The following is a 26940-nucleotide window of genomic DNA, read 5'->3' on the forward strand; positions in this document are numbered from 1 at the left end:
GGCGAAGACGAGGTTTATTCGATGCCGAACTATCTTGAAAACGTGGAGGACGCGGCTGCGATTATCGTATCTGCGCAGCGTATTTCAGTCGTCGGTTGCTCCGGAGGCGGAAAATCGACGCTTTCCCGGAAGCTCGTAAGGCGCTTTGGATTTGAATACATTTCCATGGATCGCGATATTTTCTGGTTGCCCGGCTGGAAGGCGCGCCCGCGCCAAGAACAGCGGCAGAGGATCTCCGCCATCGTCACCAAAGACCGGTGGCTGATGGACGGCAGCAATCCATCGTCTTTCGACATGCGTCTGCCGAGATCCGACATCGTCCTTTGGGTGCGCATGCCGCGCTGGCTTTGCCTGTGGGGCGCCATCACCCGGATTGCCAGGGGGTATGGCAAGGCGCGCCCTGAAATGGCTGAAGGCTGTCCCGAAAGACTGGACCTCGATTTCCTGCGCTATATCTGGAATTTCGAACGCCGCCACGCCCCGATCTTCGAGCAGAATTTCACGCTTTATGGTCCCAACGTGCCGGTATTCCAGCTTAAAAGCCGAAAACAGCTTCGCCGCCTTCTTGATCTTCTTGTTATCGAGGATTAACTGCCGCTCATGCCACAGTTCGAAACGCATCGCCTTGTAAAACACTCGCCCGACCGCATGTACGACCTCGTCGCCGATGTGGAGAAGTATCCGCAGTTTCTGCCGCTTTGCGAAGCGCTGGTCATCCGCTCGCGCAAGGAGCGGGACGGCAAGACGCTGCTGGTTGCGGATATGACGGTGGGCTACAAGGCCATTCGCGAGACCTTCACCACGCAGGTGCTGCTGAACCCGGCAGAGCGCGCCATCGACGTGAAATATATCGACGGTCCGTTCAAATATCTCGATAATCGCTGGCGTTTTGAAGCTTCCGAAGATGGCGGCTCGGCCATTCATTTTTTCATCGAGTATGAATTCAAGAACCGGCTGCTCGGTGCGGTCATGGGCTCGATGTTCGACAGGGCCTTCCGCATGTTCGCCGAAGCCTTCGAGACCCGCGCCGATAAAATCTACGCGGAACCCGCCTGATTGAGGGCAATCAGCATCTCGAGCGCCGTCCTGACGGTCGCAAGACGGATTTCCGTGCGCCCGATCTCTCCGTAGTGCATTTCATGGTGCAGGATTTTACCGCTGCGCGCCCTGGCGGCCAGATGCACCAGCCCCACCGGTTTTTCAGCCGAACCGCCGCCCGGACCCGCAATGCCGGTCACGGCTACGGCAAAATCCGCCCGGGAACGAAATAGCGCGCCATGCGCCATTTGTAGCGCGGTCTGCCGGGATACGGCGCCGAAATTCGCCAGCGTCTCAGTGCCAACCCCAAGCATGTCCATCTTGGCCTGGTTCGTGTAGGTGACGAAGCCGCGATCGACGACGGCAGAAGAGCCGGCGATTTCCGTCAGCGAACCAGCAATCAGGCCGCCCGTACAGCTTTCCGCCGTCGAGACCATGAAGCTGCCGGCGGTAAAGTCGGAAATGATCCGCCGCGCCAGTTCTTCTATATCCGCAGGAAACAGGCTCATAGCGGTCTGCCCTTGTAGACCACAGTGGCAGTGGCAATCGCCGCGATACCTTCCCGGCGGCCGACGAAACCGATCGTCTCGTTGGTGGTCGCCTTGACCGAGCAGCGCTCCAGCGCGATGCCGAGCATGTCGGAAAGCGCCTCACGCATGGCCTGCCGATGCGGACCGATGCGCGGCGCTTCGGCAATCAGTGAGACATCGGCATTCATGATCGTGCCGCCATTGCCGCGGACTACCTTGGCCGCGTGTTCGAGGAAGATACGCGAAGCGGCACCCTTCCATTGTGGATCGGAAGGCGGGAAGTGATCGCCTATGTCGCCAGCGCCGCAGGTGGCGAGCAGGGCATCCGTCAGCGCATGCAGCGCCACGTCGGCATCCGAATGGCCTTTGAGTTTCTGGTCGTGTTCGATGAAAACGCCGCACAGCGTCACACCGTCTCCGGCTTCCAGCTGGTGCACGTCATAACCATTGCCGGTGCGCACGTCAGGCAGTCCGTAGGAGAGCTTTTCATCGGCCATGGCGATATCCCGCTTGAGAGTGAGTTTCACATTGTCGACCGAGCCTTCGGTCAGCGTCACCGGCAGACTTGCCCATTCTGCGATCGAGGCATCATCGGTAAAGTCGGTTTTTCCAGATGTGGCAGCAGCGCGATGCGCGGCGAGGATTTCGCCATAGCCGAAGCTTTGCGGTGTCTGCGCCGCATAAAGACCCTGCCTTGAAACCGTCTCAGCGACAGAATCGCCTGCGCCACGCTTCAGCGTATCAGTGACGGGCAGGGCAGGCAGAACGCCGACAGCGCCTGCCTTGTGCAGCGCCACGATGCGTTCCAGCATATCCACGGCGATGAAAGGCCGCACGGCATCGTGGATCATCAGATGCGTCAGGTCTTGCGCAGCCAGTGCTTCCAGACCGGCGAGCACCGATTGCTGCCGCGTTGCGCCGCCGGTGACGGTGACGATCCGCTCTTCGGCATTCAGCCGTTCAAGGATTGGTGACAGGAGTGCCGAATCGTCGGCATGGATAACGACCACGATAGGGGATGTGTCTGCCCAGGCAAGAAAGGTCGACAATGTATGCTCGATCACGGCCCTGCCACCGATCGGGCGATATTGTTTCGGCCCTTCCTCGGGGGATCCGGCTCTTTCTCCGCGTCCTGCGGCGACAATGACGATGCCGAGTTTCATAGTACTTTCCTGCATTGGTCTTATGCTTTGTGCGCAACCCTTAATGGTTGACAGTCCTGCTCTAGCGTTTCAAAACCCGAATGGCCAGCCCGATAAGCCGCCCACCCGCACCCGCATGCCGCAGGATCGGTCATCCCGTTTGTTCAAACCTGCACAAATTGCCGCCGCTAGCAAAACAGGCAGGCAGGCCACGCGCAAATAAAAGGTGCAACCCTGTAAAAGTGCTTGGCAACTGCGCAAACACTGTCTAAAAATAATGCATATAACCCTTTTGCACGAAAGATCATCATTTGCCCCCTCCGGAGTTGTCAGTCCCGTTCAGCATCGGCTCAGTCGCGATCCGTAATCGCGCGGTGCTGGCGCCCATGTCGGGTGTGACAGATCTGCCTTTCCGTCAGCTCGCCTGGCGTTACGGCGCGGGCCTTGTTGTGACTGAAATGGTCGCAAGCCGGGAACTCGTCGCCAATCGTGGGGAATCCTGGGCGCGGCTGAAAAATGCCGGGATGGTTCCGCATATGGTGCAGCTCGCCGGACGCGAAGCGCGTTTTATGGCGGAAGCGGCAAAAATTGCGGCTGATAATGGCGCTGGCATCATCGACATCAATATGGGTTGTCCGGCCAAGAAGGTGACGGGCGGTTATTCCGGTTCGGCCTTGATGCGGGATCCTGATCATGCGCTGTCGTTGATCGAGGCGACCGTCGGCGCGGTCGATGTGCCCGTGACGCTGAAGATGCGGCTCGGCTGGGATGAAAATACCATCAATGCACCCGAAATTGCCCGCCGCGCTCAAGCCGCTGGCGTCCAGCTCATCACCATTCACGGCCGTACCCGCATGCAGTTTTACGAAGGACGGGCGAACTGGGACGCCATTCGCGCCGTGCGCGAGGTGATTTCCGTGCCGCTGATCGCCAATGGCGATGTCGAGACCGCCGAAGATGCGCGTGAAATCCTCAGCCGTTCCGGCGCGGATGCCGTTATGGTCGGTCGCGGCGCACAGGGGCAACCCTGGCTGCCGGCGGTACTGGCCGGACATGCCGCGCCGCAACGCGCCGATATTTCCGATATCGCCGTCGAACATTACGACATGATGCTCGAATTTTATGGAAGGGAAGCCGGTCTTCGGCATGCCCGCAAACACCTGGGCTGGTATCTCGACCGTTTCGCGACGGAGATCGCCACCACCGACAAGGCTAAAATCATGACATCGCGTGATACGGGGGAAGTGGCTGATCTGCTGCGCTCCGCCCTTTGCGACAATGCGGGCGAAGAAGCCGCAAGGAAGGCCGCATGAGCGCTGATAAACACAGCCCGGCAGATGCGAACCCGCTCGCCATGGCGGTTCTTAACGCGGTGCAGAATCCCGTTATTCTGGTGGATGCCGAAGGCTTCATCGCTTTTGCCAATTGGGAAGCAGAAGCCTTTTTCGGGGCCAGCGCCTCCCATCTCGCCCGCTACCGCGTCTCCACGTTCATTCCCTTCGGCAGTCCGCTGCTTGCGCTGATCGATCAGGTGCGGGAACGCCGCGCGCCGGTAAATGAATATCGGGTCGATCTGAGCTCCCCACGGCTTGGACAGGACAAGCTCGTCGATCTCTATGTCGCGCCCGTTGTCAGCGAGCCGGGGTCCGTTGTCGTCGTCTTCCAGGAACGGTCGATGGCTGACAAGATCGACCGGCAATTGACCCACAGGGCTGCTGCACGCTCTGTGACCGGCCTTGCCTCGATGCTGGCGCATGAGATCAAGAACCCGCTTTCGGGCATTCGTGGTGCCGCGCAGCTTCTCGAGACATCGGTTGCCGATGAGGACCGTGCGCTGACGCGGCTGATCTGCGACGAGACAGATCGTATAGTCTCGCTGGTTGACCGCATGGAAGTGTTTTCCGACGAGCGTCCGGTGGACCGCGTGCCGGTCAACATCCATTCGGTGCTCGACCATGTGAAGGCCATAGCCAAGGCCGGCTTTGCCCGTAACATCAAGATTTCCGAGAACTACGATCCGTCGCTGCCGGCGGTCTATGCCAATCGCGACCAGCTGGTGCAGGTCTTTCTCAATCTGGTGAAAAACGCGGCGGAAGCCGTCGGAAATCAGTCGGAGGGCGAAATCGTGCTGACGACGGCATATCGTCCCGGCATGCGCATGTCCGTGGCCGGCAGCCGCGAACGCATCTCGCTGCCGCTTGAATTTTGCGTGCATGACAATGGGCCGGGGGTGCCGGCCGATCTCCTGCCGCATCTCTTCGACCCCTTCATCACCACCAAGACGAATGGTTCGGGCCTGGGTCTGGCGCTTGTCGCCAAACTCATCGGCGCCCATGGCGGCATCGTCGAATGCGACAGCCAGAACCATCGCACGACTTTCCGCGTATTGATGCCCGTCTCGCCTGAAGTGGCGTTGGACGACCGCATCTTGCCGAACTCGACAGGAAATGACAGATGACAGCTACTATCCTCGTCGCCGATGATGATGCCGCGATCCGCACCGTGCTTAATCAGGCGCTCAGCCGTGCCGGTTACGATGTGCGTATCACGTCCAATGCCGCAACGCTCTGGCGCTGGGTTTCTGCCGGCGAGGGCGATCTGGTCGTTACCGATGTCGTGATGCCCGATGAAAACGCCTTCGATCTGCTTCCGCGCATCAAGAAGGCCCGCCCGGATCTGCCGGTTCTGGTGATGAGTGCCCAGAACACCTTCATGACCGCGATCAAGGCCTCGGAAAAGGGCGCTTACGATTACTTGCCCAAGCCCTTCGACCTGACGGAGCTTATTGCCATCATCGGCCGCGCCCTGTCGGAGCCGAAGCGCAAGCCCGCCAAACTCGACGACGATATGCAGGACGGCATGCCGCTCGTCGGCCGCTCGGCCGCCATGCAAGAAATCTACCGGGTTCTCGCCCGCCTGATGCAGACCGACCTGACGCTGATGATCACCGGCGAATCCGGCACCGGCAAGGAACTGGTGGCGCGCGCGCTGCATGATTACGGCAAGCGCCGCAACGGCCCCTTCGTCGCCATCAACATGGCGGCAATCCCGCGTGATCTGATCGAATCCGAACTGTTCGGCCATGAGAAGGGCGCCTTCACCGGCGCGCAGAACCGCTCGACCGGCCGTTTCGAACAGGCCGAGGGCGGCACGCTGTTTCTCGACGAAATCGGCGATATGCCGATGGACGCCCAGACGCGGCTGCTGCGCGTATTGCAGCAGGGCGAATATACGACGGTGGGCGGACGCACGCCGATCAGGACCGATGTTCGCATCGTCGCCGCCACCAACAAGGACCTGAAGCAGTCGATCAACCAGGGCCTTTTCCGCGAAGACCTCTATTACCGCCTGAACGTCGTGCCGCTGCGGCTGCCGCCGCTGCGCGACCGCGCCGAGGATATTCCCGATCTGGTGCGCCATTTCATCCAGACGGGTGAAAAGGAGGGGCTGGAAGGAAAGCGTTTCGAGACCGAGGCGCTCGAAGTCATGAAGGCCTATGCCTGGCCTGGCAACGTGCGCGAACTCGAAAACCTGATCCGTCGCCTGATGGCGCTTTATCCGCAGGAAGTCATCACCCGCGAGATCATCGAGCAGGAATTGCAGTCGGATGTTCCAGACAGCCCGCTCGACAAGATGGCGGTCCGCACCGGCTCGCTGACCATTTCGCAGGCGGTCGAGGAAAACATGCGCGATTATTTCGCAAGTTTCGGCGAAGGCCTGCCGCCGCCGGGTCTCTACGACCGTGTTCTGCGCGAACTGGAATATCCGCTCATTCTCGCTGCTCTGACGGCGACGCGCGGTAACCAGATCAAGGCTGCCGATCTTCTTGGCCTCAACCGCAATACGCTGCGCAAGAAGATTCGCGAGCTTGGCGTTTCCGTGTATCGCAGCTCCCGTCCCAGCTGAGAATGTTGACAAGGCCGCAGTTGTCGTTGCATTTTCGCCACATTGTGTTGCTTGGAAAACACTAGGATGGAGAGAGATTCGCCGGCACGAGGCGGATTCGCCCATTTTCATGAATGTGGTGCTGGCTAGCCAGCGATTGGGAGAAATGCATGCGGAAACCCGCCGCCGAAAAAGCCGTTGCCGAAGACGCAGCGGGAATGGTGGTAGCCGATCGCAGGATGTCTTTCGCTCTGCCGGGGCTGGTGCTTGCCGGTGTCGCACTTGTTTGCGCCATACTGACACTTTTCGTGCTTCTGGGCGTAACACCGATTGCGCCGACTTCGAATGTCGTCATCGCCTCGGTCGTCATCAATTCGATCTTTGTGATCGGACTGATCTTTCTCATCGGTCGGGAAATCAACCGCCTTTTGAAAGCGCGGAAAAAGGGCAGGGCGGCCGCACGATTGCATGTGCGCATCGTCGTGCTGTTTTCCATCGTTGCGATTACACCGGCCGTTCTCGTCGCGATCTTCGCCAGCCTGACGCTGAATGTAGGTCTCGACCGCTGGTTTGCGCTACGTACCCAGTCGATCGTCGATTCTTCCAGCAATATCGCCCAGGCCTATATGATGGAGAATGCCGGTTATCTTCAGGGGCAGACCCTGTCTATGGCCACCGACCTCGACCGCAATCGCGCTCTTTTTTATCTCGACCGCACCGGCTTCGTCGATCTCATGACCCGTCAGGCCAAGGGCCGTGGTCTTCTCGGCGCATTCCTGGTGCAGGAAGACGGCGACGCCGTCGCGCAGGCCGATATCAAGACGGAAAAGCCGCTTCCAGCCATTCCGCACGATGCACTTGAAAAGGCCGCCGCCGGTCAGCCAACCCTCATTCCGCCTGGCATCACCAATCTCGTCGGCGCCATCATCAAGCTCGAGGGCATCAGCGGTACGTTCCTTTACACCGTGCGTGCCGTCGATCCCAAGGTGATGGGCGCGATGCGGCTGATGGAGGAGAACCGCGCCGAATACAAGGCGATGGAGGCCGGCCGTGCGCCGTTGCAGATTGCGTTTGCAATCCTCTATCTCGGTTTTGCGCTGATCGTACTTCTGGCGGCGATCTGGACCGCGATTGCGGTGGCCGACCGTATCGTGCGTCCTATCCGTCTCCTCATCAGCGCCGCAGACAGTGTCGCCACCGGGAACATGCATGTGCTGGTTCCCGTTCGCGCCATCGATGGCGACGTTGGCCGCCTGTCGCGCACCTTCAACAAGATGGTCTCGGAACTGCGCAGCCAACAGGAACAGATCATTGAAGCGAAAGACGACATCGATGATCGCCGCCGCTTCATCGAGGCCGTATTGTCGGGCGTTACCGCCGCCGTTATCGGCATTGATGAAAACCGCAGGATCACCATCGTCAATCCTTCTGCTGAAGAATTCGTGGCGCTTTCCTCCGACCAGCTTATCGGTGCGCAACTATCTGATATCGCGCCTGAAATCGAAGAGGTCGTGACCGAGGCCAACACCTGGTCGCGCGGCAATTTCCGCAAGCAGATCAACATCATGCGGCGCGGCACGGAACGGACGCTCAATGTGCAGGTGACCCGTGAGGATGCGCGCGACAGCCGCGACAGCTACGTCATCACGCTCGACGATATCACCGATCTCGTCATTGCCCAGCGCTCGACCGCCTGGTCCGACGTCGCGCGGCGTATTGCGCATGAGATCAAGAACCCTCTGACACCTATCCAGCTTTCCGCCGAGCGCATCAAACGCCGCTTCGGCAAGCAGATCGACGAGAACGATCGCGCCATCTTTGACCAGTGTACGGACACCATCGTCCGGCAGGTTGGTGACATCGGCCGGATGGTGGATGAATTCTCGGCCTTTGCGCGCATGCCGAAGCCCACGAAGGAAAAGTCGGACCTGCGTTCGATCTTGAAGGACGCGGCATTCCTGCGCGAAATAAGCGCCGCAGACACGAAATTCTCGACGGAATTTGGCGATGACCCGCTGGAGGGCATGTTCGATGCCCGCATGCTGGGACAGGCGTTCGGCAATCTCATCAAGAATGCAACGGAAGCGATCGAGGCGGTGGAAGGCGAAAAGCGGCCAGGTAAAATCCTGGTGCGCGCATCCTTCGACGAGGCCAATTCGCGGTTCGTGGCTGACATCATCGACAATGGCAGAGGCCTGCCCGTCGAGAACCGTCACCGCATTCTCGAACCCTATATGACGATGCGGGACAAGGGCACGGGCCTCGGCCTCGCCATCGTCAAGAAAATCATCGAAGAGCATGGCGGGTATCTGGAGCTCCACGATGCCCCGCCGGAGTTCGACCATGGCCACGGTGCCATGATCAGAGTGCTGCTGCCCTATATCGAGGCGGTCGGCGGCAAAAATAACAAGGAAGCAGCATATGGCGTCTGATATTCTGGTCGTGGATGACGAGGCGGACATTCGCGAAATCGTAGCGGGTATTCTTTCCGATGAAGGCCACGAGACGCGCATGGCGTTCGACAGCGACAGCGCGCTGGCCGCCATTTCCGAACGCGTGCCGCGTCTCATCTTTCTCGACATCTGGATGCAGGGGTCGAAGCTCGACGGTCTGGCCCTGCTGGACGAGATCAAGAGCCGCCATCCCGATATCCCTGTTGTGATGATTTCCGGTCACGGCAACATCGAAACCGCCGTCAACGCCATCAAGCGCGGCGCGTTCGATTTCATTGAGAAACCGTTCAAGGCAGACCGCCTGATCCTGATTGCCGAACGCGCGCTGGAGAACTCCAAGCTGAAGCGGGAGGTGCAGGAACTCAAGAAGCGCACCGGCGACGCGGTTGAACTCGTCGGCGCGTCGCTTGCGGTTTCCCAACTTCGCCAGACAATTGACCGCGTGGCGCCCACCAACAGCCGCATCATGATCCTCGGCCCCTCCGGTTCCGGCAAGGAGCTGGTGGCGCGCATGGTGCACAAGAAATCCTCGCGTGCTACAGGACCTTTCGTTGCGCTGAACGCTGCGACGATCACGCCGGACCGCATGGAAATCGCCTTGTTCGGCACCGAAGGTCTGCCCGGGCAGCCGCGCAAGGTAGGCGCTCTGGAAGAGGCCCATCGCGGTGTTCTCTATCTCGATGAAGTCGGCGAGATGCCGCGCGAAACCCAGAACAAGATCCTGCGCGTGCTGGTCGATCAACAGTTCGAGCGTGTCGGTGGCGGCAAGCGGGTGAAGGTGGATGTGCGCATCATCTCCTCAACCGCCCATCACCTCGAAAGCCTGATCGCCGAAGGCCAGTTCCGCGAAGATCTCTACCATCGCCTCGCCGTGGTGCCGGTGAAGGTGCCGGCGCTGTCCGAGCGGCGTGAGGATATTCCTTTCCTCGTCGACATGTTCATGCGGCAGATTTCCGAACAGGCCGGCATCCGCCCGCGCAAGATCGGCGATGATGCCATGGCCGTTCTCCAGACGCATGACTGGCCGGGTAACATCCGCCAACTCCGCAACAATATCGAGCGGCTGATGATTCTGGCACGCCCCGAAGGCGGTGAGGCACCAATCTCGGCAGACATGTTGCCGGCGGATATTGGCGACATGCTGCCGAAGATTTCGGCGCAAGGCGACCAGCACATCATGACCCTGCCGCTGCGCGAAGCACGTGAAATGTTCGAGCGGGACTATCTGGTCGCCCAGATCAACCGCTTCGGCGGCAATATTTCGCGAACGGCGGAATTTGTCGGCATGGAAAGATCGGCACTGCATCGCAAACTGAAATCTCTCGGCGTATAAGAGACGAAGGCCCAAGTCGTCGTAATCGATTATTCCGTCAGAGAGACAGCATGAAAGTCATCATTTGCGGCGCAGGGCAGGTGGGTTACGGCATCGCCGAACAATTGTCGCGCGAGGATAATGAGGTATCGGTCATCGATACCTCCGCGACCCTCATTACCGCCATCACCGAGACGCTGGATGTGCGCGGTTATGTCGGTCATGGCGCCCATCCCGACATGCTGGCAAAGGCGGGTGCGGACCAGGCCGACATGATCATCGCCGTGACCCTGCATGACGAGATCAATATCGTCGCCTGCGAGGTTGCGCATGCGCTGTTCAGCGTTCCGACCAAGATCGCCCGCATCCGCGACCAAAGCTATCTGAAACCGGAATATGCCGATCTGTTCAGCCGCGAAAACATGTCGATCGACGTGACGATTTCGCCTGAAGTCGAAGTCGGCAAGATGGTGCTCAGGCGCATCGCCTTTCCGGGTGCAACCGATGTCGTGCGTTTCGCCGACGACACGGTCTTCATGCTGGCGATCGAGTGCATGGAGGACTGCCCGGTCATCAACACGCCGCTGCAGCAGCTTTCCAACCTCTTTCCGGACCTTATCGCAACCGTGGTGGGTGTTTACCGGGACGGCATCCTCAAGGTCGCGCACTCCTCCGAGCAGCTGCGCGTCGGCGATCTCGCTTATGTCATCTGTCAGCGCCAGCACGCACGCCGCACCCTTGGCCTCTTCGGCCATGAGGAGCAGGAGGCGCAGCGCATCGTGATTGCGGGCGCCGGCAATATCGGCCACTTCGTCGCGCAGAAGATCGAGGAGTTGCAGCCTAAGACGCGGGTAAAGATCATCGAGGCGGATCGCGACAGGGCTATTGCCGCATCGGAACAGCTCAGCAACACCATTGTCATGCATGGGTCGGCGCTGGACCAGAAGATTCTGCTGCAGGCCGATATTCAGGATGCGGATCTGATCGTGACGCTAACCAACAGCGATCAGACCAATATTCTGGCGGCGGTGATGGCCAAGCAGCTCGGCTGCAAATCCAACCTTGCGTTGTTGAACAGCTCGTCCTTTCACGAGGTTGCGGATTCACTCGGTCTCGATGCCTATATCAACCCCCGGGCCGTTACCATTTCGCGCGTTCTCCAGCATGTGCGCAAGGGCCGTATCCGGTCGGTTTATGCCGTTCAGCGCGGCTCGGCGGAGGTAATCGAGGCAGAGGCGCTGGAGACTTCGCCGCTGGTCGGCCAGTCCTTCCGTGACATCGATATGCCCGATGGCGTGCGCATCGGCGCGATCTATCGCGACGGTATGGTGATCCGCCCGGACGGCAGCACGAAGATCAAGGCGAAGGACCGCGTCGTGCTGTTTGCATCTGCCGATGCCGTGCGCGACGTGGAACAGCTTTTCCGGGTTTCGATACAATATTTCTGACTGTTTCGAATCGAAAAAGCAGGTCAATACTCGTACTCATTCGGCTGTTTTCGCCGTTGCGGAACAGGACACGATTTGATACCAGAGTTGCAGGTCGGCCAAGCGGGGGACTAGACTCGGCCGGCTTATTATTGATTGATTATTTTCCGGTATCCCTGCCGGCAAAAAAGAAAGAAGCGGCGCCATGGCGGAACGTTCTCAAAACCTTCAGGATCTTTTCCTCAATACCGTTCGTAAGCAAAAGATTTCGCTCACGATTTTCCTGATCAACGGCGTCAAGCTGACGGGCGTTGTCACCTCCTTCGACAATTTCTGCGTACTTCTGCGCCGTGACGGTCACTCGCAGCTTGTTTACAAGCATGCGATCTCCACCATCATGCCCGGCCAGCCGATGCAGATGTTCGAGAGCGAAGAAGGCGCAGCCTGATCAGGCTCCCTCAACGGTATCTTCGATATAAGCTGACCCGAACCGGGAACATTTCCGGTTCAATCAGGTTAATCCGAATAGTCGTCCGCACGGATGCGGCCGGCTGCAATGTCATTTCTTGATAAGGCTGAACCCATTACGACGCGCGACACCTCGAACGAATCGATCATCCCCGAACAGGAAAAGCACCGCGACGACATGCGTGCGGTGGTCATCGTGCCTGTCCTCAAGCAGCAGCGCGAAAGCCGCGATGCGGTGGCGGGTCCGGTTTCTCCTGTGCGGTCTGTTGAGGCCAAGCTTGAGGAAGCAAAGGGGCTGGCGCTCGCCATTGATCTTGAGGTGATGCAAGGTCTCGTCGTGCCGGTCAACCAGCCGCGTCCGGCAACTTTGTTTGGAACCGGCAAGATCGAGGAAATCGGCCATCTTCTGGATGAAACCAATTCCGGTCTGGTGATCGTCGATCACCCTTTGACCCCGGTGCAGCAGCGCAATCTTGAAAAGCAGTGGAATGCCAAGGTCATCGACAGGACCGGCCTGATACTCGAAATCTTCGGCCGCCGCGCCTCCACCAAGGAAGGCACGCTGCAGGTCGATCTTGCGCATCTGAACTATCAGAAGGGTCGCCTCGTCAGAAGCTGGACCCACCTTGAACGCCAGCGCGGTGGCGCGGGCTTCATGGGCGGTCCTGGTGAAACGCAGATCGAGGCCGACCGCCGGCTGCTGCAGGATCGCATCGTCAAGCTCGAGCGCGAGCTGGAGCAGGTTGTGCGCACCCGCCAGCTTCACCGCGCCAAGCGCCGCAAGGTGCCGCACCCGATCGTGGCACTGGTCGGTTATACCAATGCCGGCAAGTCCACCCTGTTCAATCGCATTACCGGCGCTGGCGTTCTGGCGGAAGACATGCTGTTCGCAACGCTCGATCCGACCTTGCGCCGCATGAAGCTGCCGCATGGCCGCACGGTTATCCTGTCCGATACCGTCGGCTTCATCTCCGATCTGCCGACACATCTCGTCGCCGCTTTCCGCGCAACGCTGGAAGAGGTGCTGGAAGCCGATCTTATTTTGCATGTGCGCGATATGTCCGATCCGGATAATGCCGCCCAGTCGGCCGATGTGCTGCGCATTCTTGGCGATCTCGGTATTGACGAGAAGGAAGCCGAAAAGCGCATCATCGAGGTCTGGAACAAGGTCGATCGTCTCGAACCCGAAGCGCATGACGCCATCATTGAGCGCGCCGAGGGCCGCTCCGATATTCGTGCCGTTTCGGCGGTCACGGGCGAGGGCGTCGATGCCCTGATGGACGAGATTTCCGGCCGTCTGTCAGGTGTCCTGACGGAAACGACCGTAGTCCTCTCCGTCGAGCAATTGCCGCTGATCTCCTGGGTCTACAGCAACTCCATCGTGGATAGCCGTGAAGACAATGAGGACGGTTCGGTTTCGCTTGATGTGCGCCTGTCGGAAGCGCAGGCCACCGAGCTGGAACGGAAGCTTGGAAAGGCAACCATCCGCGAGCGGGAAGACTGGGAGCAGTAAGCGCTCCGAGAACGATTGCGGTATATTCCCTTATACTCGACGTCATCCTTGGGCTTGTCCCAAGGATCTAAACACCCAGATACAATCAGGACGTCGCAGATGCTCGCGGCAGGCCCGAGCGTGACGCAGGAGAGGTTCTAGGTTTTCGTCACCACTGTCGAAAGCACCGGGCGCTCTGAATTTTTCGGTATATCCGGGTGATCAGGACTAAACCATATCCAGCGAGCGTTCGATGCGTTTTGCCGCCTGCCACAGGTCTTCCATTCTCTCAAGGCTCGCTTCCTGAAGCGTTTCGCCATTTTCGGTGAGCGACGTCTCGATGTGATTGAAACGCCTGCGGAATTTCGTATTGGTGCCGCGCAGCGCGTCTTCCGGATCGGCTTTGACATGGCGGCCGATATTGACCAGCGCGAAGATGAGATCGCCAAGTTCATCAGAGACCTTCTCCGGTTTACCCTCCGCGAGCGCCTCACGAAGTTCGGCGATTTCCTCCTCGATCTTGTCGAGAATGGGGGCTGGATCCGACCAATCGAAACCGATGCGCGCAGCCTGTTCCTGTAACTTGAGAGCCTCGGTCAGAGCCGGCTGGCTACGCTGCACACCGCCTAAAAAGCCGGCCTTGAAATCCTCGGTGATACCGCGGCGGGCGCGGCGTTCCGCACGCTCGCGCTTTTCCTCGGCCTTGATCTGGTCCCACTGCAGCTTGACGCTGTCAGGCGTATTGGCGGCGGAAACGGCAAAGACGTGCGGATGGCGGCGGATCATTTTGGACGTCACGGCCTCAACCACGTCGCCAAAGGCGAATTCGCCCCGTTCCTCGGCGATGCGGGCATGGAAAACCACCTGCAGTAACAGGTCGCCCAGTTCTTCGCAAAGATCATCCATATCCTTGCGCTCGATGGCGTCGGCAACTTCGTAAGCCTCTTCGATGGTGTAAGGCTTGATCGTCTCGAAGGTCTGGACGACATCCCAGGGGCAGCCGGTTTCCGGCTGGCGCAGGGCTTCCATGATCTCGATCAGGCGAGAAATATCCTTCGAGGCTTCCATAGTCTTTCAAACCTTCGTTCTTTGTTTTCATACATATCCAGGCGGAAAACCGTCTAGAAATGCTCTAGTTCAGCGGAATGTCATTGTCGCTTTTCGATGACTGGTAGGTGGTGGAAAGCTCGTCATAGGCAGCCTTGATGCGGGCCGTCTGCGCCTTCAGCTCGGTCTTCAGCGGATCGTCTTCGCTCTCCACCAGATCGGCAATGAAGAAAGAGTTCCAGAAGGCGTTGCTGCGGCGATACCCGCCCGGCTCCAGCCCGAAAACTTCCTTGAGGATTTTCAGGTCGTGCGGGATGGCGAAAGCGTCGCGCGAATCCTCGTGGCTGAAAAAGGAGTAGAAATTGTCGAAGCCGGCCCAAGTGATGGCGGACATGCACATGGTGCAGGGTTCATGGGTGGAAAGGAAAATCAATTCCTTGGTGTTCGGCTTCTCACCCAGCTCGTAAAACCGCTTCAGCGCGTGTACTTCGCCATGCCAGAGCGGGTTTTCGAGCTCGTTATTCGTCTCCGCGATCACCAGCGACAGGTCGGATTTGCGCAGGATCGCCGCACCGAAAACCTTGTTGCCGAGGCTGACGCCGCGCGCCGTCAGGGGCAGGATATCGTGTTCGATGACATCGAGAAGACGGGCGGCGATGGTCGAGTTGGTCAAGGGTCTGATCCTTCGTACCGCCTCCGGGTGAAGCGGTTTTTGCATGGAGAAATCGACTAAAATAGTCCCTTCTTGTTCGGCGCGAGGGACTGGTTTGTCAAGGGATTCTCATGGGATTTCGAGGCGTTCGACAGGGGTGAAAAAGGTGTGCCGGTTAGTTTTCCTCAAAAATAGGGGTGTTCGAGAAATAAAAATCCAGGTGTTGGAAAGGCTTGAATTTCTGTTTCTTCAATCTTGCGCCGCAATGCGGGATAAATGCCCGATGCACAACGAACACGATTTTTCCGCTTCTGGCGATCGCCTTTCGACCTTCCCCGCGTTCTTCCGGGTTGAGGGACGGCAGGTCGCTGTTTTCGGCAATGGTGACGAGGCCTTTGCGAAGGTAAGGCTGCTTGCCAATACCAATGCACATATCATTGCTTATGCCGACCAGCCGGAAGCGGATTTTGCGCGCTATATCAGCGAAAACGGCATCGATCATCGGGCCTTGGGTTTCGCGAGCCAACTGATTGAGGGCGCGACACTGGTTTTTGCCGCCACCGGGGACGAGGCACTGGACCGTGAGATAGTTTTGGCTGCGCGCGCCAAGAAAATCCCCGCCAACGCGGTGGATCAGCCGGAGTTCTGCGATTTCTTCACGCCGGCACTCGTCGCCCGCGCACCCGTCGCCATCGCCATTGGCACCGAAGGCGCAGGCCCGGTTCTTGCCCAGATGATCCGCGCGCGTATCGACCAGATGCTGTCTCCGTCGCTCGGAAAGCTTGCGCGCCTCGCCGTGCAATATCGTGACGTCGCCGAGCAGAATGTTCCCAAGGGCGCGTTGCGGCGCAATTTCTGGCGCCGGTTCTTTTCCGGTGCTGTCGCAGATGCCGTCGCTCTCGGCGATACATCTTCCGCCCGCCATGCCGCTGACCGTTTGCTGCAATCGCCCGAGCGCAGCGAAGGCCGCGTCTGGCTTGTCGGCGCTGGTCCCGGTGCGGAAGATTTGCTGACGCTGCGCGCGCAGCGCGTGCTGATGGAAGCCGATGTGATCGTCTATGATGCGCTGGTGCCGCAGGCAATCGTTGATATGGGCCGCCGTGACGCCGAGCGTCTGTCCGTCGGCAAGCGCAAGGGCTGCCACAGCAAGTCGCAGGATGAGATCAACCGCCTGCTGGTACGTCTTGGTAAAGACGGCAAGCGCGTCGTGCGCCTCAAATCCGGTGATCCGCTGGTCTATGGCCGGGCGGGAGAGGAAATGGCGGCGCTGCGCGATGCCGGTATCGGTTACGAGATCGTGCCGGGCATTACTTCGGCCTTCGCCGCCGCTGCGGATTTCGAATTGCCGTTGACGCTGCGCGGTGTCGCTTCGTCGCTGATTTTCACCACCGGCCACGACCTGACCGGCGATGTCCTGCCGGACTGGGCGCGGCTTGCCGTCTCCGGCGCGACCATTGCCGTCTATATGGGCCGCAGCGTCGCTGCTTCAGTCGCGACAAGGCTGATCGAGGCAGGTCTCGGCGTGGAAACGACCGTCGCCGTCATCGAAAATGCCAGCCGCGCGGATCGTCGCCTGCTGCATGGCACTCTGAACGATCTGCCTGACCTCGAACATCGCGATGAGCTGACCGGTCCGGTCATGGTCATTATCGGCGATGCGGTGGCGGGCGCCAATTTTGACAGGTCCGAGGCGCTCGCGCTTGTTGCGCGGCCAGCGAACCTTAAAAGGGAGTATGCAAATGGCTGACAAGGTTTTGACCGCCAACCGCCTGGGCGATGGGATCGCCGTATGGCTCGATGCCAATGGCGAATGGACGGAGAACCTGCAGGACGCAATCGTCGCCCGCCACGCAGAGGCCGTCGCTTCGTTCGAGGAAATTGGCAAGCGTGATTTTTCCGCCAACAAGGTCGTTGATGTGAATGTCATTGACGTTGTGGAGGAGAATGGCAAGCTTTGGCCGACGCGGCTTCGCGAGCGCATTCGCGCCGCTGGCCCGACCATGCACTATGCCAACGGCTTCAAGCCGGCCGATGCAGCATTCATCGCAGTCTGAGGAAGAATATGTACCGTTACGACGAGTTCGATCACGCATTTGTTGAAGGCCGCGTGGCACAGTTTCGCGATCAGGTCGAGCGCCGGTTGTCCGGCGAGCTGGCCGAGGACGCGTTCAAGCCGCTGCGCCTTATGAACGGTGTCTATCTCCAGCTCCATGCCTATATGCTACGCGTCGCCATTCCCTACGGCACGCTGAATTCGCAGCAGATGCGGATGCTGGCCCATATCGCCCGCAAATATGACCGGGGTTACGGCCACTTCACCACCCGCCAGAACATTCAGTACAACTGGCCGCGCCTGTCCGACACGCCCGATATCCTCTCAGAACTGGCAAGCGTGGAAATGCATGCGCTGCAGACCTCGGGTAACTGCATTCGCAACGTGACCGCCGACCATTTCGCGGGCGCCGCCGCAGACGAGGTCGCCGATCCGCGTCCTTATGCGGAAATCCTGCGTCAATGGTCTTCCGTGCATCCGGAGTTCTCGTTCCTGCCGCGCAAGTTCAAGATCGCTGTAACGGGTGCCGAGCGCGACCGCGCCGCCATTCAGGTTCATGATATCGGCCTGCATCTGAAAAAGAATGACAAGGGCGAGATCGGTTTTGCCGTCTATGTCGGCGGCGGGCAGGGCCGTACGCCGATGATCGCCAAGAAGATCCGCGACTTCCTGCCGGAAGAGGACCTGCTGTCCTATACTACGGCGGTCATGCGCGTTTACAACCTGCACGGCCGCCGCGACAACAAATACAAAGCGCGTATCAAGATCCTCGTGCATGAAACCGGCGCAGAAGAACTGGCCCGCCAGGTCGAGGTTGAATTTGCGGAGCTGAAAAACACCGAATTGAAGCTGCCGGATGCCGACATTGCAGCCATCACCGCCTATTTCGCACCCCCGGCGCTGAAGGACCGCCCTGAAGGCTGGGAGAGCCTGGCGCGTTGGAAGCGGGCGGATGAGGGTTTTGCCCGTTTTGTCGAGCAGAACGTCCAGCCGCATAAGCATCCGGACTACGGCATGGTGACGATTTCCCTGAAGCCGATTGGCGGCATTCCCGGCGATGCGACCGACGAGCAGATGGAACTCGTCGCCGATATCGCCGCCGAATACGCTTTTGACGAAATCCGCATCAGCCACGAGCAGAACATCATCCTGCCGCATGTGGCGCTGGCCGATCTCGAGCCGGTCTATCGCGCACTTGTGGGTGCGGGGCTGGCGACTGCAAATGCCGGGCTGATCACCGATATCATTGCCTGTCCCGGGCTGGACTATTGCGCGCTTGCCAATGCGCGCTCCATTCCGGTGGCGCAGGAGATCTCTACCCGTTTCGGCGCGCCGGAACGTCAGGCGGAAATCGGCGAGCTGAAGATCAAGATTTCCGGCTGCATCAATGCCTGCGGCCACCACCATGTTGGCCATATCGGCCTTCTGGGTGTTGAAAAGAAGGGTGCGGAACTCTACCAGATCACGCTTGGCGGATCGGGTGATGAAAACACCTCGATTGGTGAGATCATTGGTCGCGGTTTCGAGCCGGAAAAAGTGACCGACGCGGTGGAAACTATCGTCGACACCTATCTGGGCTTGCGCCTTTCGAAGGAAGAAACCTTCCTCGAAGCCTATCGCCGCGTCGGACCGCAGCCGTTCAAGGATGCGCTCTACGGTTCCGCCGCTGAAGCCGCCTGAGGAGATTGCCATGACGAAAATCTGGAACCGCGACGGCTTCGTGGAAAACGATCCCTGGGTGATCGAAACGGAAGAAGTGAAGGCAATTGCCGAGCAGAAATCGGTGCTGTCGCTCGCTGATTTCCTTGTCCGTGCGGCTGAAAGCAATGATGTCGGCCTCGGCGTTCTGATTGCGCCTGCCGACGATGTCACCCGGCTCGAGCCCTATCTTGACCGTATCGACCTTGTCGCCGTCAGCTTCCCGGCCTTCAATGACGGGCGTGGTTTCAGCCATGCCTCGTTGCTGCGCAGCCGTCTTGATTTTGCGGGTGAGGTGAGGGCGGTTGGCGATGTTTTGATCGACCAGGTGCCGCTGATGCTGCGCACCGGCTTTACCAGCTTTGCGGTGACGAACGAGACGGCGATCCGCCGCCTGTCCGAAAATCGCCTGCCGGAAATCCCGGTCTATTACCAGCCGACGGCCCTTCCGGCCAACGGTGGAGAGGCCTATAGCTGGCGCCGCCGTGCGGCCCAATGACGCGTTGCGCGGAAATATGAGTTTTAGATGCATATTTTCTGCGCGCATGGCAGTATTGATATTCTCATGCCTTCAAACCGCGGCAAAAATGGTATAATTGCCCGGTCGAAGAATGTCGCTTATCGAATGAATGGACGGAACCTGAAATGAACGCGCCAGCCAAGACGGAAGATTTCGCGATCAAGATACCTGATGGTGTTTACGCCGAGACAGTTTTGTCGGTGGAACACTATACGGATCACCTGTTCCGTTTCCGCATGACGCGTCCGGCCGGCTTCCGTTTCCGTTCCGGCGAATTCGCCATGATCGGCCTGATGGTCGGCGAAAAGCCGATCTACCGCGCTTATTCCATCGCCAGCCCGGCCTGGGACGAGGAACTGGAATTCTTCTCGATCAAGGTTCCGGATGGGCCGCTGACCTCGCATCTTCAGGCGATCAAGCCCGGCGATACGGTGCTGATGCGCAAGAAGCCGACAGGCACTCTGGTTCTGGATGCCCTGACACCAGGCAGACGGCTCTATATGTTCTCGACCGGCACCGGCATCGCACCTTTCGCAAGCCTGATCCGCGATCCCGAGACCTATGAAAAGTTCGAAGAGGTCATCCTCACCCATACCTGCCGCGATGTGGCCGAACTGAAGTACGGTTTCGATCTGGTCGACGAGATTCGCAACCACGAATTCCTGAACGAGATCGTTGGTGACAAGCTCAAGCATTATGCGACCGTCACGCGCGAGGATTACCCCTTCAAGGGCCGCATTACATCGCTGATTGAGAACGGCAAGCTGTTTACGGATCTGGGTGTCCCCGCACTTGATCCCGCTATTGATCGCGGCATGATCTGCGGTTCTTCGGCCATGCTGAAGGACACGAAGGAACTCCTGGAAAAGGCCGGCCTTAACGAAGGTGCGAACAACAAGCCTGCCGAATTCGTCATCGAGCGCGCTTTCGTCGGGTAACCGACTTTGCGCAAGTTGGATGAAGGAGGCCGTGAGGCCTCCTTTTTTATTTGTACGACTTACTGAGGCAGTGCTTCGTCGTCCTGCTTCGGGGCGATCTCGTTTCGGTAGATAAAGAAGAGGGCGATGGCGATGGCCGATATGCCGCCGCCGACCAAGTGCGAAAGGGCGTAACCGCCTTTGGTGACCAGCCACCCGGCAACGACGTTGCTGAGGGACGCACCAATTCCCTGCACCATCATGACGCTTGCAAGACCGACATTGAACCGGCCTGTTCCCTTGAGAATGCGTTCGGCGGCCACAGGCGTCACGATGCCCAGAAGGCCGGCACCGATACCGTCAAGCAGCTGTACCGGAAAGATTACCCAGAAATCCGTGAAGGCGGAGGCCAGCAGACCGCGGATCGGCAGGGCGGCAAGCGCGATCAGGAACACCGTCGCAAGACCGAAGCGACGGATCAGCCACGGCGCCAAGGCCGCAACGAAGATCATGGCAAATTGCGCGACGCCAGTAATGATCGCTGTCGTGCGGAAAGGTGTCTGCAGTTCGATGGCGAAATTCTGCGCGATAAGCCGTCCCATCGGGGCGTTGCCGAAGTGAAAGATAAGAAGAATTATCGCGAGGAATATCAGACCGCGTTCGTGAAGCAGTACGTTTATACCTGAGGGCCCCGGTTCGCCCTTGTCCTCGCCAAGGCCTCGCGCCACCTTGTGGTCGATCCTGTCGGGGTCGATGGCGGCGGCGGCAACAAGTGCGCCTGCAGCCGTCAGAAGCATAAGCCCGATGACGCCATGCAGGCCGAAGAAGGAGACGGCAACGTAAGTGGCGAAGAGCGATGCGAAATTGCCGCCATGGTTCCAGAATTCGTTTCGCGATATCTGACGGGAGAACAGGCGTTCACCGACCAGACCAAGCGTCAGCCCGGCCAGAGCCGGTCCCACGACGGCGCCGACAACCGCAGTCATGATCTGGCCGGTCCAGACGATCCACGCATCGGGAAAAATCAGCGTAATCAGCGCTCCGACGGTCACGAGAACGACTGGGATGGCAATCAACGTTCTTTTCCACGTTGTGCCGTCCACCAACGCGCCGCAAAGCGGTGTGGCAAGCAGACCGACGAGGCCGCCGACCGTGGCGATCATCCCCAGTGAAAGCGAAGACCAGCCCTGTGTCGCCAAAAATGCGTCCAGGAACGGCCCTAGACCGTCGCGGGCATCGGCCAGAAAGAAATTAAGCGCCGCAAGGGCAAAAAGCGTGCGGTCTGAAATACCACCGCTGCGAGGCAGACCGCCGGAAGGGAGGCTGCCGCGCGGTGCCGAAACGCCGATCGTCGTCATGAAATATGCTCCGAAAAATATGCGGTAGGTGATCAGAAATTGATCGACGCTGGCGAGAAACATCTATGTCTGCATTTGGTTGCATCGGCACGATAGAAACATGAGCCTCTCGAATTTTTTGACAGTTGCTAAATAAACCGGAGGAACGTTTGACGGTGCAAGCGAGTTAGTCTTCGTGAAAAATTGGATACGCGCCATGAAAACGACGGCTATCACGAGTTTATTTTTTGCAGGGCTGCTCGGTGTGCAGCCGGCATTGGCGGACGAACGCGAATTCCTCTCGTCGCTGAAAGGCACATGGGCGGGCAAGGGAACCGTTATCACCCGCATTGGCACCCCGCCAATCAACGTCAATTGTACGCTGAATTCCAAAGCGGGGGCGTCGTCGCTCAATATGTCCGGCACATGCCGTGGCCTTCTGGTGGTCAGGCGCGCAATCGCAGCTGACCTGTCGGAGAAAGGTGGACGTTACAGCGGCGCCTACACCGGACCCTCTGGCAGACCGTCGGCCCTTTCCGGTACGCGGCAGGGAAATGCAATCAACCTGACGGTTCGTTGGAACCGCGACATCAACGGTGACCGCGTCGCAGCCATGACAATCGAAAAAGTTGGGCAGAACGGCCTGCGGCTTCGCACCACCGACAAGGACGGCAGGACCGGCAAGACGGTAGTGACGAGCGATATCCGGCTGGTGCGCTGACCAAGCCGTGAGATGAAGACAATGACCGGTAAGGCGGCTTAAGCCTCTAGCTGAATTCGAGCAGCAAGGGGCAATGATCCGAGACTTCCGGCTGTCTCACCACATCGAAGTGATCGACCTGCACAACCGGATTGACCAGCATGTAATCTGCAAAACGGTTTTGTTTGGCATAATGCGAGGTGCGCGTGTCTGTGAAACCACGTGTCGTGACGAGTTCGATGAGATCCAGTTCCTTCAATACGGTGAAGGTATCGCTCTCAGGCAGAACATTAAAATCGCCGCAGACGATGATCCGGTCACCATCTTCCGCGATGTCTTCGACAAGTTTCACGAGGCGTTTTGCCTGTATTAAACGGGCAGGAATATCATGTTTACCGTTGGGGTCACGCAGTCCATGCATATGGGCGATGACGGCCGGCTGGCCGGTCGTGAAGTCGAAAACCCTGACAGCATGGCCCGTGCGCGAACGCGGGTGATCTCCGTATCCATTCGCAGAAAAGGTGCCGTGCACGAAACCTTGCGCTTGCGCAACAATGGCGATGGATTTACGCACGAAAGTCGCCAGCCCCCATTGTGAAGGATATCGTGTCTCCCCGTGCCAGAGGTCGCCCTGTGACGCCGGGCAGAAGATTGCCAGATGATCGGGTAGGGCGTCTGCGACATCGCGAAGGAAGTTCGCCCTTTGCGGCAGGTCCATACCGTCATCGCGATAGCTCAGCCAGTCCTGCTCGGCTGCCGGTGTATGCACCACTTCCTGCAAACATAAAATGTCGGGATCGGACGCGGAGATATAGGGAACAAGCTCGTCATGGAGCTTTCCGCCCCAACCATTCAGGCAAATCAAACGCATTCAAACTCCATCACCGCTTAAATTGCAGTATCCGGTTTAGCATGGAACGGGTGACGATCAATCGCATGTGACGTGGTCGCCCGGTCTTGGGGCTTGTGTCCGGAACGAAAAAGGCCCGGAGCGATCCGGGCCTTCATAAGTTCGTTCGTACCGATGCCTTTATTCGGCGGCTTCGGCATAAGCCTCCATCGGCGGGCAGGTGCAGATGAGGTTGCGGTCGCCATAGACATTGTCAATGCGGTTGACCGGCGACCAGTATTTGTCGATGCGGAAGGCGCCGGGCGGGAAGCAGCCCTGTTCGCGGCTGTAGGGACGATCCCACTCGCCGACGAGATCTTCCACCGTGTGCGGCGCGTTCTTCAGCGGATTGTTGGTCTTGTCCGCACGGCCTTCCTCGATGTCGCGGGCTTCCTCGCGGATCGCCAGCATGGCATCGCAGAAACGGTCGATTTCCGCTTTGGTCTCGGATTCCGTTGGCTCGATCATCAGCGTGCCGGCAACCGGCCAGCTCATGGTCGGCGCATGGAAACCGCAGTCGACGAGGCGCTTTGCAACGTCGTCCACCGTCACGCCGCAGCTGTCTGCCAGCGGGCGGGTGTCGATGATGCACTCATGCGCCACACGTCCCGTTTCGGACTTGTAGAGCACGTCGTAAGCGCCCTTCAGCCGTTCGGCGATGTAGTTGGCGTTGAGGATCGCAACCTTGGTCGCCTGCGTCAGCCCTTCGCCGCCCATCATCAGGCAGTAGCTCCAGGAAATCGGCAGGATCGACGGCGAGCCGAAGGGGGCAGCCGAAACCGCACCCTCACGACCGTCCGTCGTCGGATGGCCGGGAAGATAGGGAGCAAGGTGCGCCTTGACGCCAATCGGTCCCATGCCCGGACCGCCGCCGCCATGCGGAATGCAGAAGGTCTTGTGCAGGTTGAGGTGGCTGACGTCGGAACCGATATCGCCGGGACGGGCAAGACCGACCATGGCGTTCATGTTGGCGCCGTCAAGATAGACCTGACCACCGTGTTTATGGGTGATCTCGCAAATCTCGCGAACCGTCTCTTCAAACACGCCATGGGTGGATGGATAGGTGATCATGCAGCACGAGAGGTTTTCCGTATACTGCTCTGCTTTTGCTCGGAAATCGTCGATATCAATATCGCCATTTTCTCGCACCTTCACCGGCACCACTTTCATGCCGACCATCTGCGCGGAGGCTGGATTGGTGCCATGCGCCGAGGTTGGAATGAGGCAAACGTCGCGATGTGCGCCGCCATTGGCGATGTGATAGTTGCGGATGGTCAGAAGCCCCGCATATTCCCCTTGCGCGCCAGAATTCGGCTGCATGGAGAAGGCGTCGTAACCGGTGACCGAGCACAGCTTTTCCGAGAGATCATCGATCATCTCCTTGTAGCCGAGCGCCTGATTGGCCGGCACGAAGGGATGGATGTCGGAAAATTCCGGCCACGTGATGGGCAGCATTTCCGCAGTTGCGTTCAGTTTCATAGTGCAGGAACCGAGCGGGATCATCGAGCGGTCGAGCGCGAGATCACGGTCCGAAAGACGGCGGATGTAACGGGTCATCTCGCTTTCGGCACGGTTCATGTGGAAGATCGGATGCGTCATGTACTGGCTGGTGCGCAGCAGTTCCTTCGGCAGGCGATATTCCGGCTCGAAATCCGAGATCGAGAAATTGCCGCCGAATGCGCGCCAGACCGCCTCAAGCGTCGCGGGACGCGTGCGCTCGTCAAGGCTCATGCCGATCTTGGTCGCGCCGACCTTGCGCAGGTTCACACCTTCCGCAACGGCCGAGCGCAGGATGACGCCCTGCATATGGCCGACTTCGACGGTGATGGTGTCGAAGAAAGTTTCCGGCTCGATGACGTAGCCAAGTTTCTCCAGGCCCTTGGCCATCAAAACGGCCTTCTGGTGGGTCTGCTGGGCAATCGCCTTGATGCCCTGCGGGCCATGGAAGACGCCATACATCGACGCCATGACCGCCAAGAGCACCTGCGCGGTGCAGATGTTGGAGGTGGCCTTCTCGCGGCGGATATGCTGCTCGCGTGTCTGCAGCGACAGGCGATAGGCGCGATTGCCGCGCGCATCGACGGAGACGCCGACCAGACGGCCAGGCATGGAGCGCTTATGCGCGTCCTTGACGGACATGTAAGCCGCATGCGGGCCGCCGTAACCGACCGGAACGCCGAAACGCTGCGAGGTGCCGATGGCGATATCCGCACCCATTTCACCGGGTGATTTCAACAGCGTCAGCGCCAGAAGATCGGCGGCAACGGCAGCGATGGCGCCGGTCTGGTGCAGGCGGGAAATCAGGCCCGAGAAATCGCTGACATGACCGTGGGTGCCCGGATACTGGAAGATCGCGCCGAATACGTCGACACGATCGAGATCGGTGAAGGGATTGCCAACGATCACCTTCCAGCCGAGTGGCGCCGCACGGGTCTCGATCAGCGCGATGGTCTGCGGGTGGCAATTGGCATCGACGAAGAAGGCGGTCGCCTTGGACTTCGCGACGCGCTGGCACATCGCCATGGCTTCGGCGGCGGCGGTCGCTTCATCGAGCAGCGATGCATTGGCGACATCGAGGCCGGTCAGATCACAGACCATGGTCTGGTAGTTCAGCAGCGCCTCAAGACGACCCTGGCTGATTTCTGGCTGGTAAGGCGTATAGGCTGTGTACCAGGCCGGGTTTTCCAGAATGTTGCGCTGGATGACCGGGGGCGTGATCGTGCCGTAATAGCCCTGGCCGATCAGCGAGGTCAGTACCTGGTTCTTGTTGGCCGTTTCGCGCAGGCGGTCGAGCGCCTCGCGTTCGGTCAGCGCGGCACCCCAGGTCAGCGGCACCTTCTGGCGGATGGAGGAGGGAACGGTGGCGTCGATCAGGGCATCGAGGCTCTTGTAGCCGATGACCTTCAGCATCTCCGCCATTTCCGACGGCGACGGCCCGATGTGACGCCGGTTGGCGAAATCATAGGGCTGATAGTCGGTGAAATGGAATTCCGTGGGCGTCGTCATTACGCGATCAGCTCCTTGTAGGCTGCCTCGTCGAGCAGCGTATCGGCATCCGCAGCGTTGGAGAGCTTCAGCTTGAAGAACCAGCCCGCACCCTGCGGATCGGAATTGACCAGCGAGGGATCGTCGACGATGGCCTGGTTGATTTCCACCACTTCGCCATCCAGCGGACAATAGACATCGGAAGCCGCCTTGACGGATTCAACGGTCGCCGCGTCGCCATCCTTGGAGAAGGTGGCGCCCACTTCCGGCAATTCGACGAAGACGAGGTCGCCAAGCTGTTCAGCGGCGTGGCTGGTAATGCCAACGGTGGCGATATCGCCTTCGAACTTCAGCCATTCGTGTTCTGCGGTAAATTTCAGCATCGTATTCTCTCC

24 protein-coding genes are annotated in these 26940 nt (G+C 59.2%); 16 read left to right on the forward strand and 8 right to left on the reverse strand.

Going from position 1 to position 26940, the window contains the following annotated elements; translation table 11 throughout:
- Positions 1 to 21 precede the first annotated feature (21 nt).
- Positions 22 to 591, forward strand: a complete 570-nt coding sequence (locus CRP02_RS18085) for an AAA family ATPase (protein ID WP_097171879.1) — start codon at positions 22 to 24, stop codon at positions 589 to 591.
- Between the two features lie 9 nt (positions 592 to 600).
- Positions 601 to 1056: a type II toxin-antitoxin system RatA family toxin gene (locus tag CRP02_RS18090; RefSeq protein ID WP_097171880.1), complete on the forward strand. Its 456-nt coding sequence runs from the start codon at positions 601 to 603 to the stop codon at positions 1054 to 1056.
- Here the strand turns inward: CRP02_RS18090 and CRP02_RS18095 are convergent.
- Positions 1038 to 1547 (reverse strand): CinA family protein, encoded by a 510-nt coding sequence (locus CRP02_RS18095; protein WP_097171881.1) that lies wholly within the window; start codon positions 1545 to 1547, stop codon positions 1038 to 1040. The genes CRP02_RS18090 and CRP02_RS18095 overlap by 19 nt on opposite strands.
- Positions 1544 to 2731, reverse strand: coding sequence for a bifunctional 2-C-methyl-D-erythritol 4-phosphate cytidylyltransferase/2-C-methyl-D-erythritol 2,4-cyclodiphosphate synthase (locus CRP02_RS18100; protein ID WP_097171882.1), 1188 nt, complete (start codon positions 2729 to 2731; stop codon positions 1544 to 1546). Before CRP02_RS18100 ends, CRP02_RS18095 begins: the two co-directional genes overlap by 4 nt.
- Positions 2732 to 3036: 305 nt before the next feature.
- On the opposite strand from CRP02_RS18100, the gene dusB reads away from it, so the two are divergent.
- From dusB to hflX, 8 genes are all read left to right on the forward strand, one after another.
- Positions 3037 to 4023 carry a tRNA dihydrouridine synthase DusB gene (gene dusB / locus CRP02_RS18105; protein WP_272870536.1) on the forward strand — a complete coding sequence of 329 codons (987 nt, stop codon included), beginning with the start codon at positions 3037 to 3039 and terminating at the stop codon, positions 4021 to 4023.
- Positions 4020 to 5168, forward strand: coding sequence for a two-component system sensor histidine kinase NtrB (locus CRP02_RS18110; RefSeq protein ID WP_003512904.1), 1149 nt, complete (start codon positions 4020 to 4022; stop codon positions 5166 to 5168). Before dusB ends, CRP02_RS18110 begins: the two co-directional genes overlap by 4 nt.
- Positions 5165 to 6616 (forward strand): nitrogen regulation protein NR(I), encoded by a 1452-nt coding sequence (gene ntrC / locus CRP02_RS18115; protein ID WP_003512914.1) that lies wholly within the window; start codon positions 5165 to 5167, stop codon positions 6614 to 6616. The genes CRP02_RS18110 and ntrC overlap by 4 nt, the downstream gene beginning before the upstream one ends.
- A gap of 149 nt (positions 6617 to 6765) precedes the next feature.
- Positions 6766 to 9027, forward strand: a complete 2262-nt coding sequence (locus CRP02_RS18120) for a sensor histidine kinase NtrY-like (RefSeq protein ID WP_097171884.1) — start codon at positions 6766 to 6768, stop codon at positions 9025 to 9027.
- Positions 9017 to 10381 carry a sigma-54-dependent transcriptional regulator gene (locus CRP02_RS18125; protein WP_003512918.1) on the forward strand — a complete coding sequence of 455 codons (1365 nt, stop codon included), beginning with the start codon at positions 9017 to 9019 and terminating at the stop codon, positions 10379 to 10381. The genes CRP02_RS18120 and CRP02_RS18125 overlap by 11 nt, the downstream gene beginning before the upstream one ends.
- 50 nt (positions 10382 to 10431) lie before the next feature.
- Positions 10432 to 11808, forward strand: a complete 1377-nt coding sequence (trkA, locus tag CRP02_RS18130) for a Trk system potassium transporter TrkA (protein WP_097171885.1) — start codon at positions 10432 to 10434, stop codon at positions 11806 to 11808.
- A 184-nt stretch (positions 11809 to 11992) separates the two neighbouring features.
- A complete protein-coding gene (gene hfq, locus CRP02_RS18135) occupies positions 11993 to 12235 on the forward strand; it encodes an RNA chaperone Hfq (protein WP_003496145.1) in 243 nt (80 codons plus the stop codon).
- A 108-nt stretch (positions 12236 to 12343) separates the two neighbouring features.
- Positions 12344 to 13768: a GTPase HflX gene (gene hflX, locus CRP02_RS18140; RefSeq protein WP_179784062.1), complete on the forward strand. Its 1425-nt coding sequence runs from the start codon at positions 12344 to 12346 to the stop codon at positions 13766 to 13768.
- 207 nt (positions 13769 to 13975) lie between these two features.
- Here hflX and mazG read toward each other — a convergent pair whose 3' ends face one another.
- Positions 13976 to 14815, reverse strand: coding sequence for a nucleoside triphosphate pyrophosphohydrolase (mazG, locus tag CRP02_RS18145; RefSeq protein WP_097171886.1), 840 nt, complete (start codon positions 14813 to 14815; stop codon positions 13976 to 13978).
- A gap of 64 nt (positions 14816 to 14879) precedes the next feature.
- Complete coding sequence (locus CRP02_RS18150) at positions 14880 to 15467, reverse strand: deaminase (RefSeq protein WP_097171887.1); 588 nt, start codon at positions 15465 to 15467, stop codon at positions 14880 to 14882.
- Between the two features lie 262 nt (positions 15468 to 15729).
- Between CRP02_RS18150 and cysG the strand changes: the two genes are divergently transcribed.
- The 5 genes from cysG to CRP02_RS18175 all read left to right on the forward strand — a co-directional run bounded on the left by cysG (position 15730) and on the right by CRP02_RS18175 (position 20655).
- Positions 15730 to 17193, forward strand: a complete 1464-nt coding sequence (cysG, locus tag CRP02_RS18155; RefSeq protein ID WP_097172836.1) for a siroheme synthase CysG — start codon at positions 15730 to 15732, stop codon at positions 17191 to 17193.
- On the forward strand, positions 17186 to 17500 hold the full coding sequence (locus tag CRP02_RS18160) for a DUF2849 domain-containing protein (protein ID WP_003512933.1): 315 nt from the start codon (positions 17186 to 17188) through the stop codon (positions 17498 to 17500). Before cysG ends, CRP02_RS18160 begins: the two co-directional genes overlap by 8 nt.
- A gap of 8 nt (positions 17501 to 17508) precedes the next feature.
- Complete coding sequence (locus CRP02_RS18165; RefSeq protein WP_003512935.1) at positions 17509 to 19179, forward strand: nitrite/sulfite reductase; 1671 nt, start codon at positions 17509 to 17511, stop codon at positions 19177 to 19179.
- A 10-nt stretch (positions 19180 to 19189) separates the two neighbouring features.
- Positions 19190 to 19696: a DUF934 domain-containing protein gene (locus CRP02_RS18170; protein WP_097172837.1), complete on the forward strand. Its 507-nt coding sequence runs from the start codon at positions 19190 to 19192 to the stop codon at positions 19694 to 19696.
- Between the two features lie 146 nt (positions 19697 to 19842).
- Positions 19843 to 20655 (forward strand): ferredoxin--NADP reductase, encoded by an 813-nt coding sequence (locus tag CRP02_RS18175; RefSeq protein WP_097171888.1) that lies wholly within the window; start codon positions 19843 to 19845, stop codon positions 20653 to 20655.
- Between the two features lie 59 nt (positions 20656 to 20714).
- Here CRP02_RS18175 and CRP02_RS18180 read toward each other — a convergent pair whose 3' ends face one another.
- Positions 20715 to 22055, reverse strand: a complete 1341-nt coding sequence (locus CRP02_RS18180; protein ID WP_179784063.1) for an MFS transporter — start codon at positions 22053 to 22055, stop codon at positions 20715 to 20717.
- Positions 22056 to 22188: 133 nt separating this feature from the next.
- Here CRP02_RS18180 and CRP02_RS18185 point away from each other — a divergent pair, with 133 nt between their 5' ends.
- Positions 22189 to 22692 carry a hypothetical protein gene (locus CRP02_RS18185; protein ID WP_097171889.1) on the forward strand — a complete coding sequence of 168 codons (504 nt, stop codon included), beginning with the start codon at positions 22189 to 22191 and terminating at the stop codon, positions 22690 to 22692.
- A 46-nt stretch (positions 22693 to 22738) separates the two neighbouring features.
- On the opposite strand, the gene CRP02_RS18190 is transcribed toward CRP02_RS18185, so the two are convergent.
- The 3 genes from CRP02_RS18190 to gcvH all read right to left on the reverse strand — a co-directional run bounded on the left by CRP02_RS18190 (position 22739) and on the right by gcvH (position 26928).
- Complete coding sequence (locus CRP02_RS18190) at positions 22739 to 23542, reverse strand: endonuclease/exonuclease/phosphatase family protein (RefSeq protein ID WP_097171890.1); 804 nt, start codon at positions 23540 to 23542, stop codon at positions 22739 to 22741.
- Between the two features lie 159 nt (positions 23543 to 23701).
- Positions 23702 to 26566 (reverse strand): aminomethyl-transferring glycine dehydrogenase, encoded by a 2865-nt coding sequence (gene gcvP / locus CRP02_RS18195; protein WP_097171891.1) that lies wholly within the window; start codon positions 26564 to 26566, stop codon positions 23702 to 23704.
- Entirely contained in the window at positions 26566 to 26928 is a 363-nt protein-coding gene (gene gcvH / locus CRP02_RS18200; protein WP_003502678.1) for a glycine cleavage system protein GcvH, read from the reverse strand. Before gcvH ends, gcvP begins: the two co-directional genes overlap by 1 nt.
- Positions 26929 to 26940: the final 12 nt, after the last annotated feature.

The organism is Rhizobium sp. AN5 (assembly GCF_900215255.1).
In the GTDB taxonomy this organism is placed as follows: Bacteria; Pseudomonadota; Alphaproteobacteria; order Rhizobiales; family Rhizobiaceae; genus Agrobacterium; species Agrobacterium tumefaciens.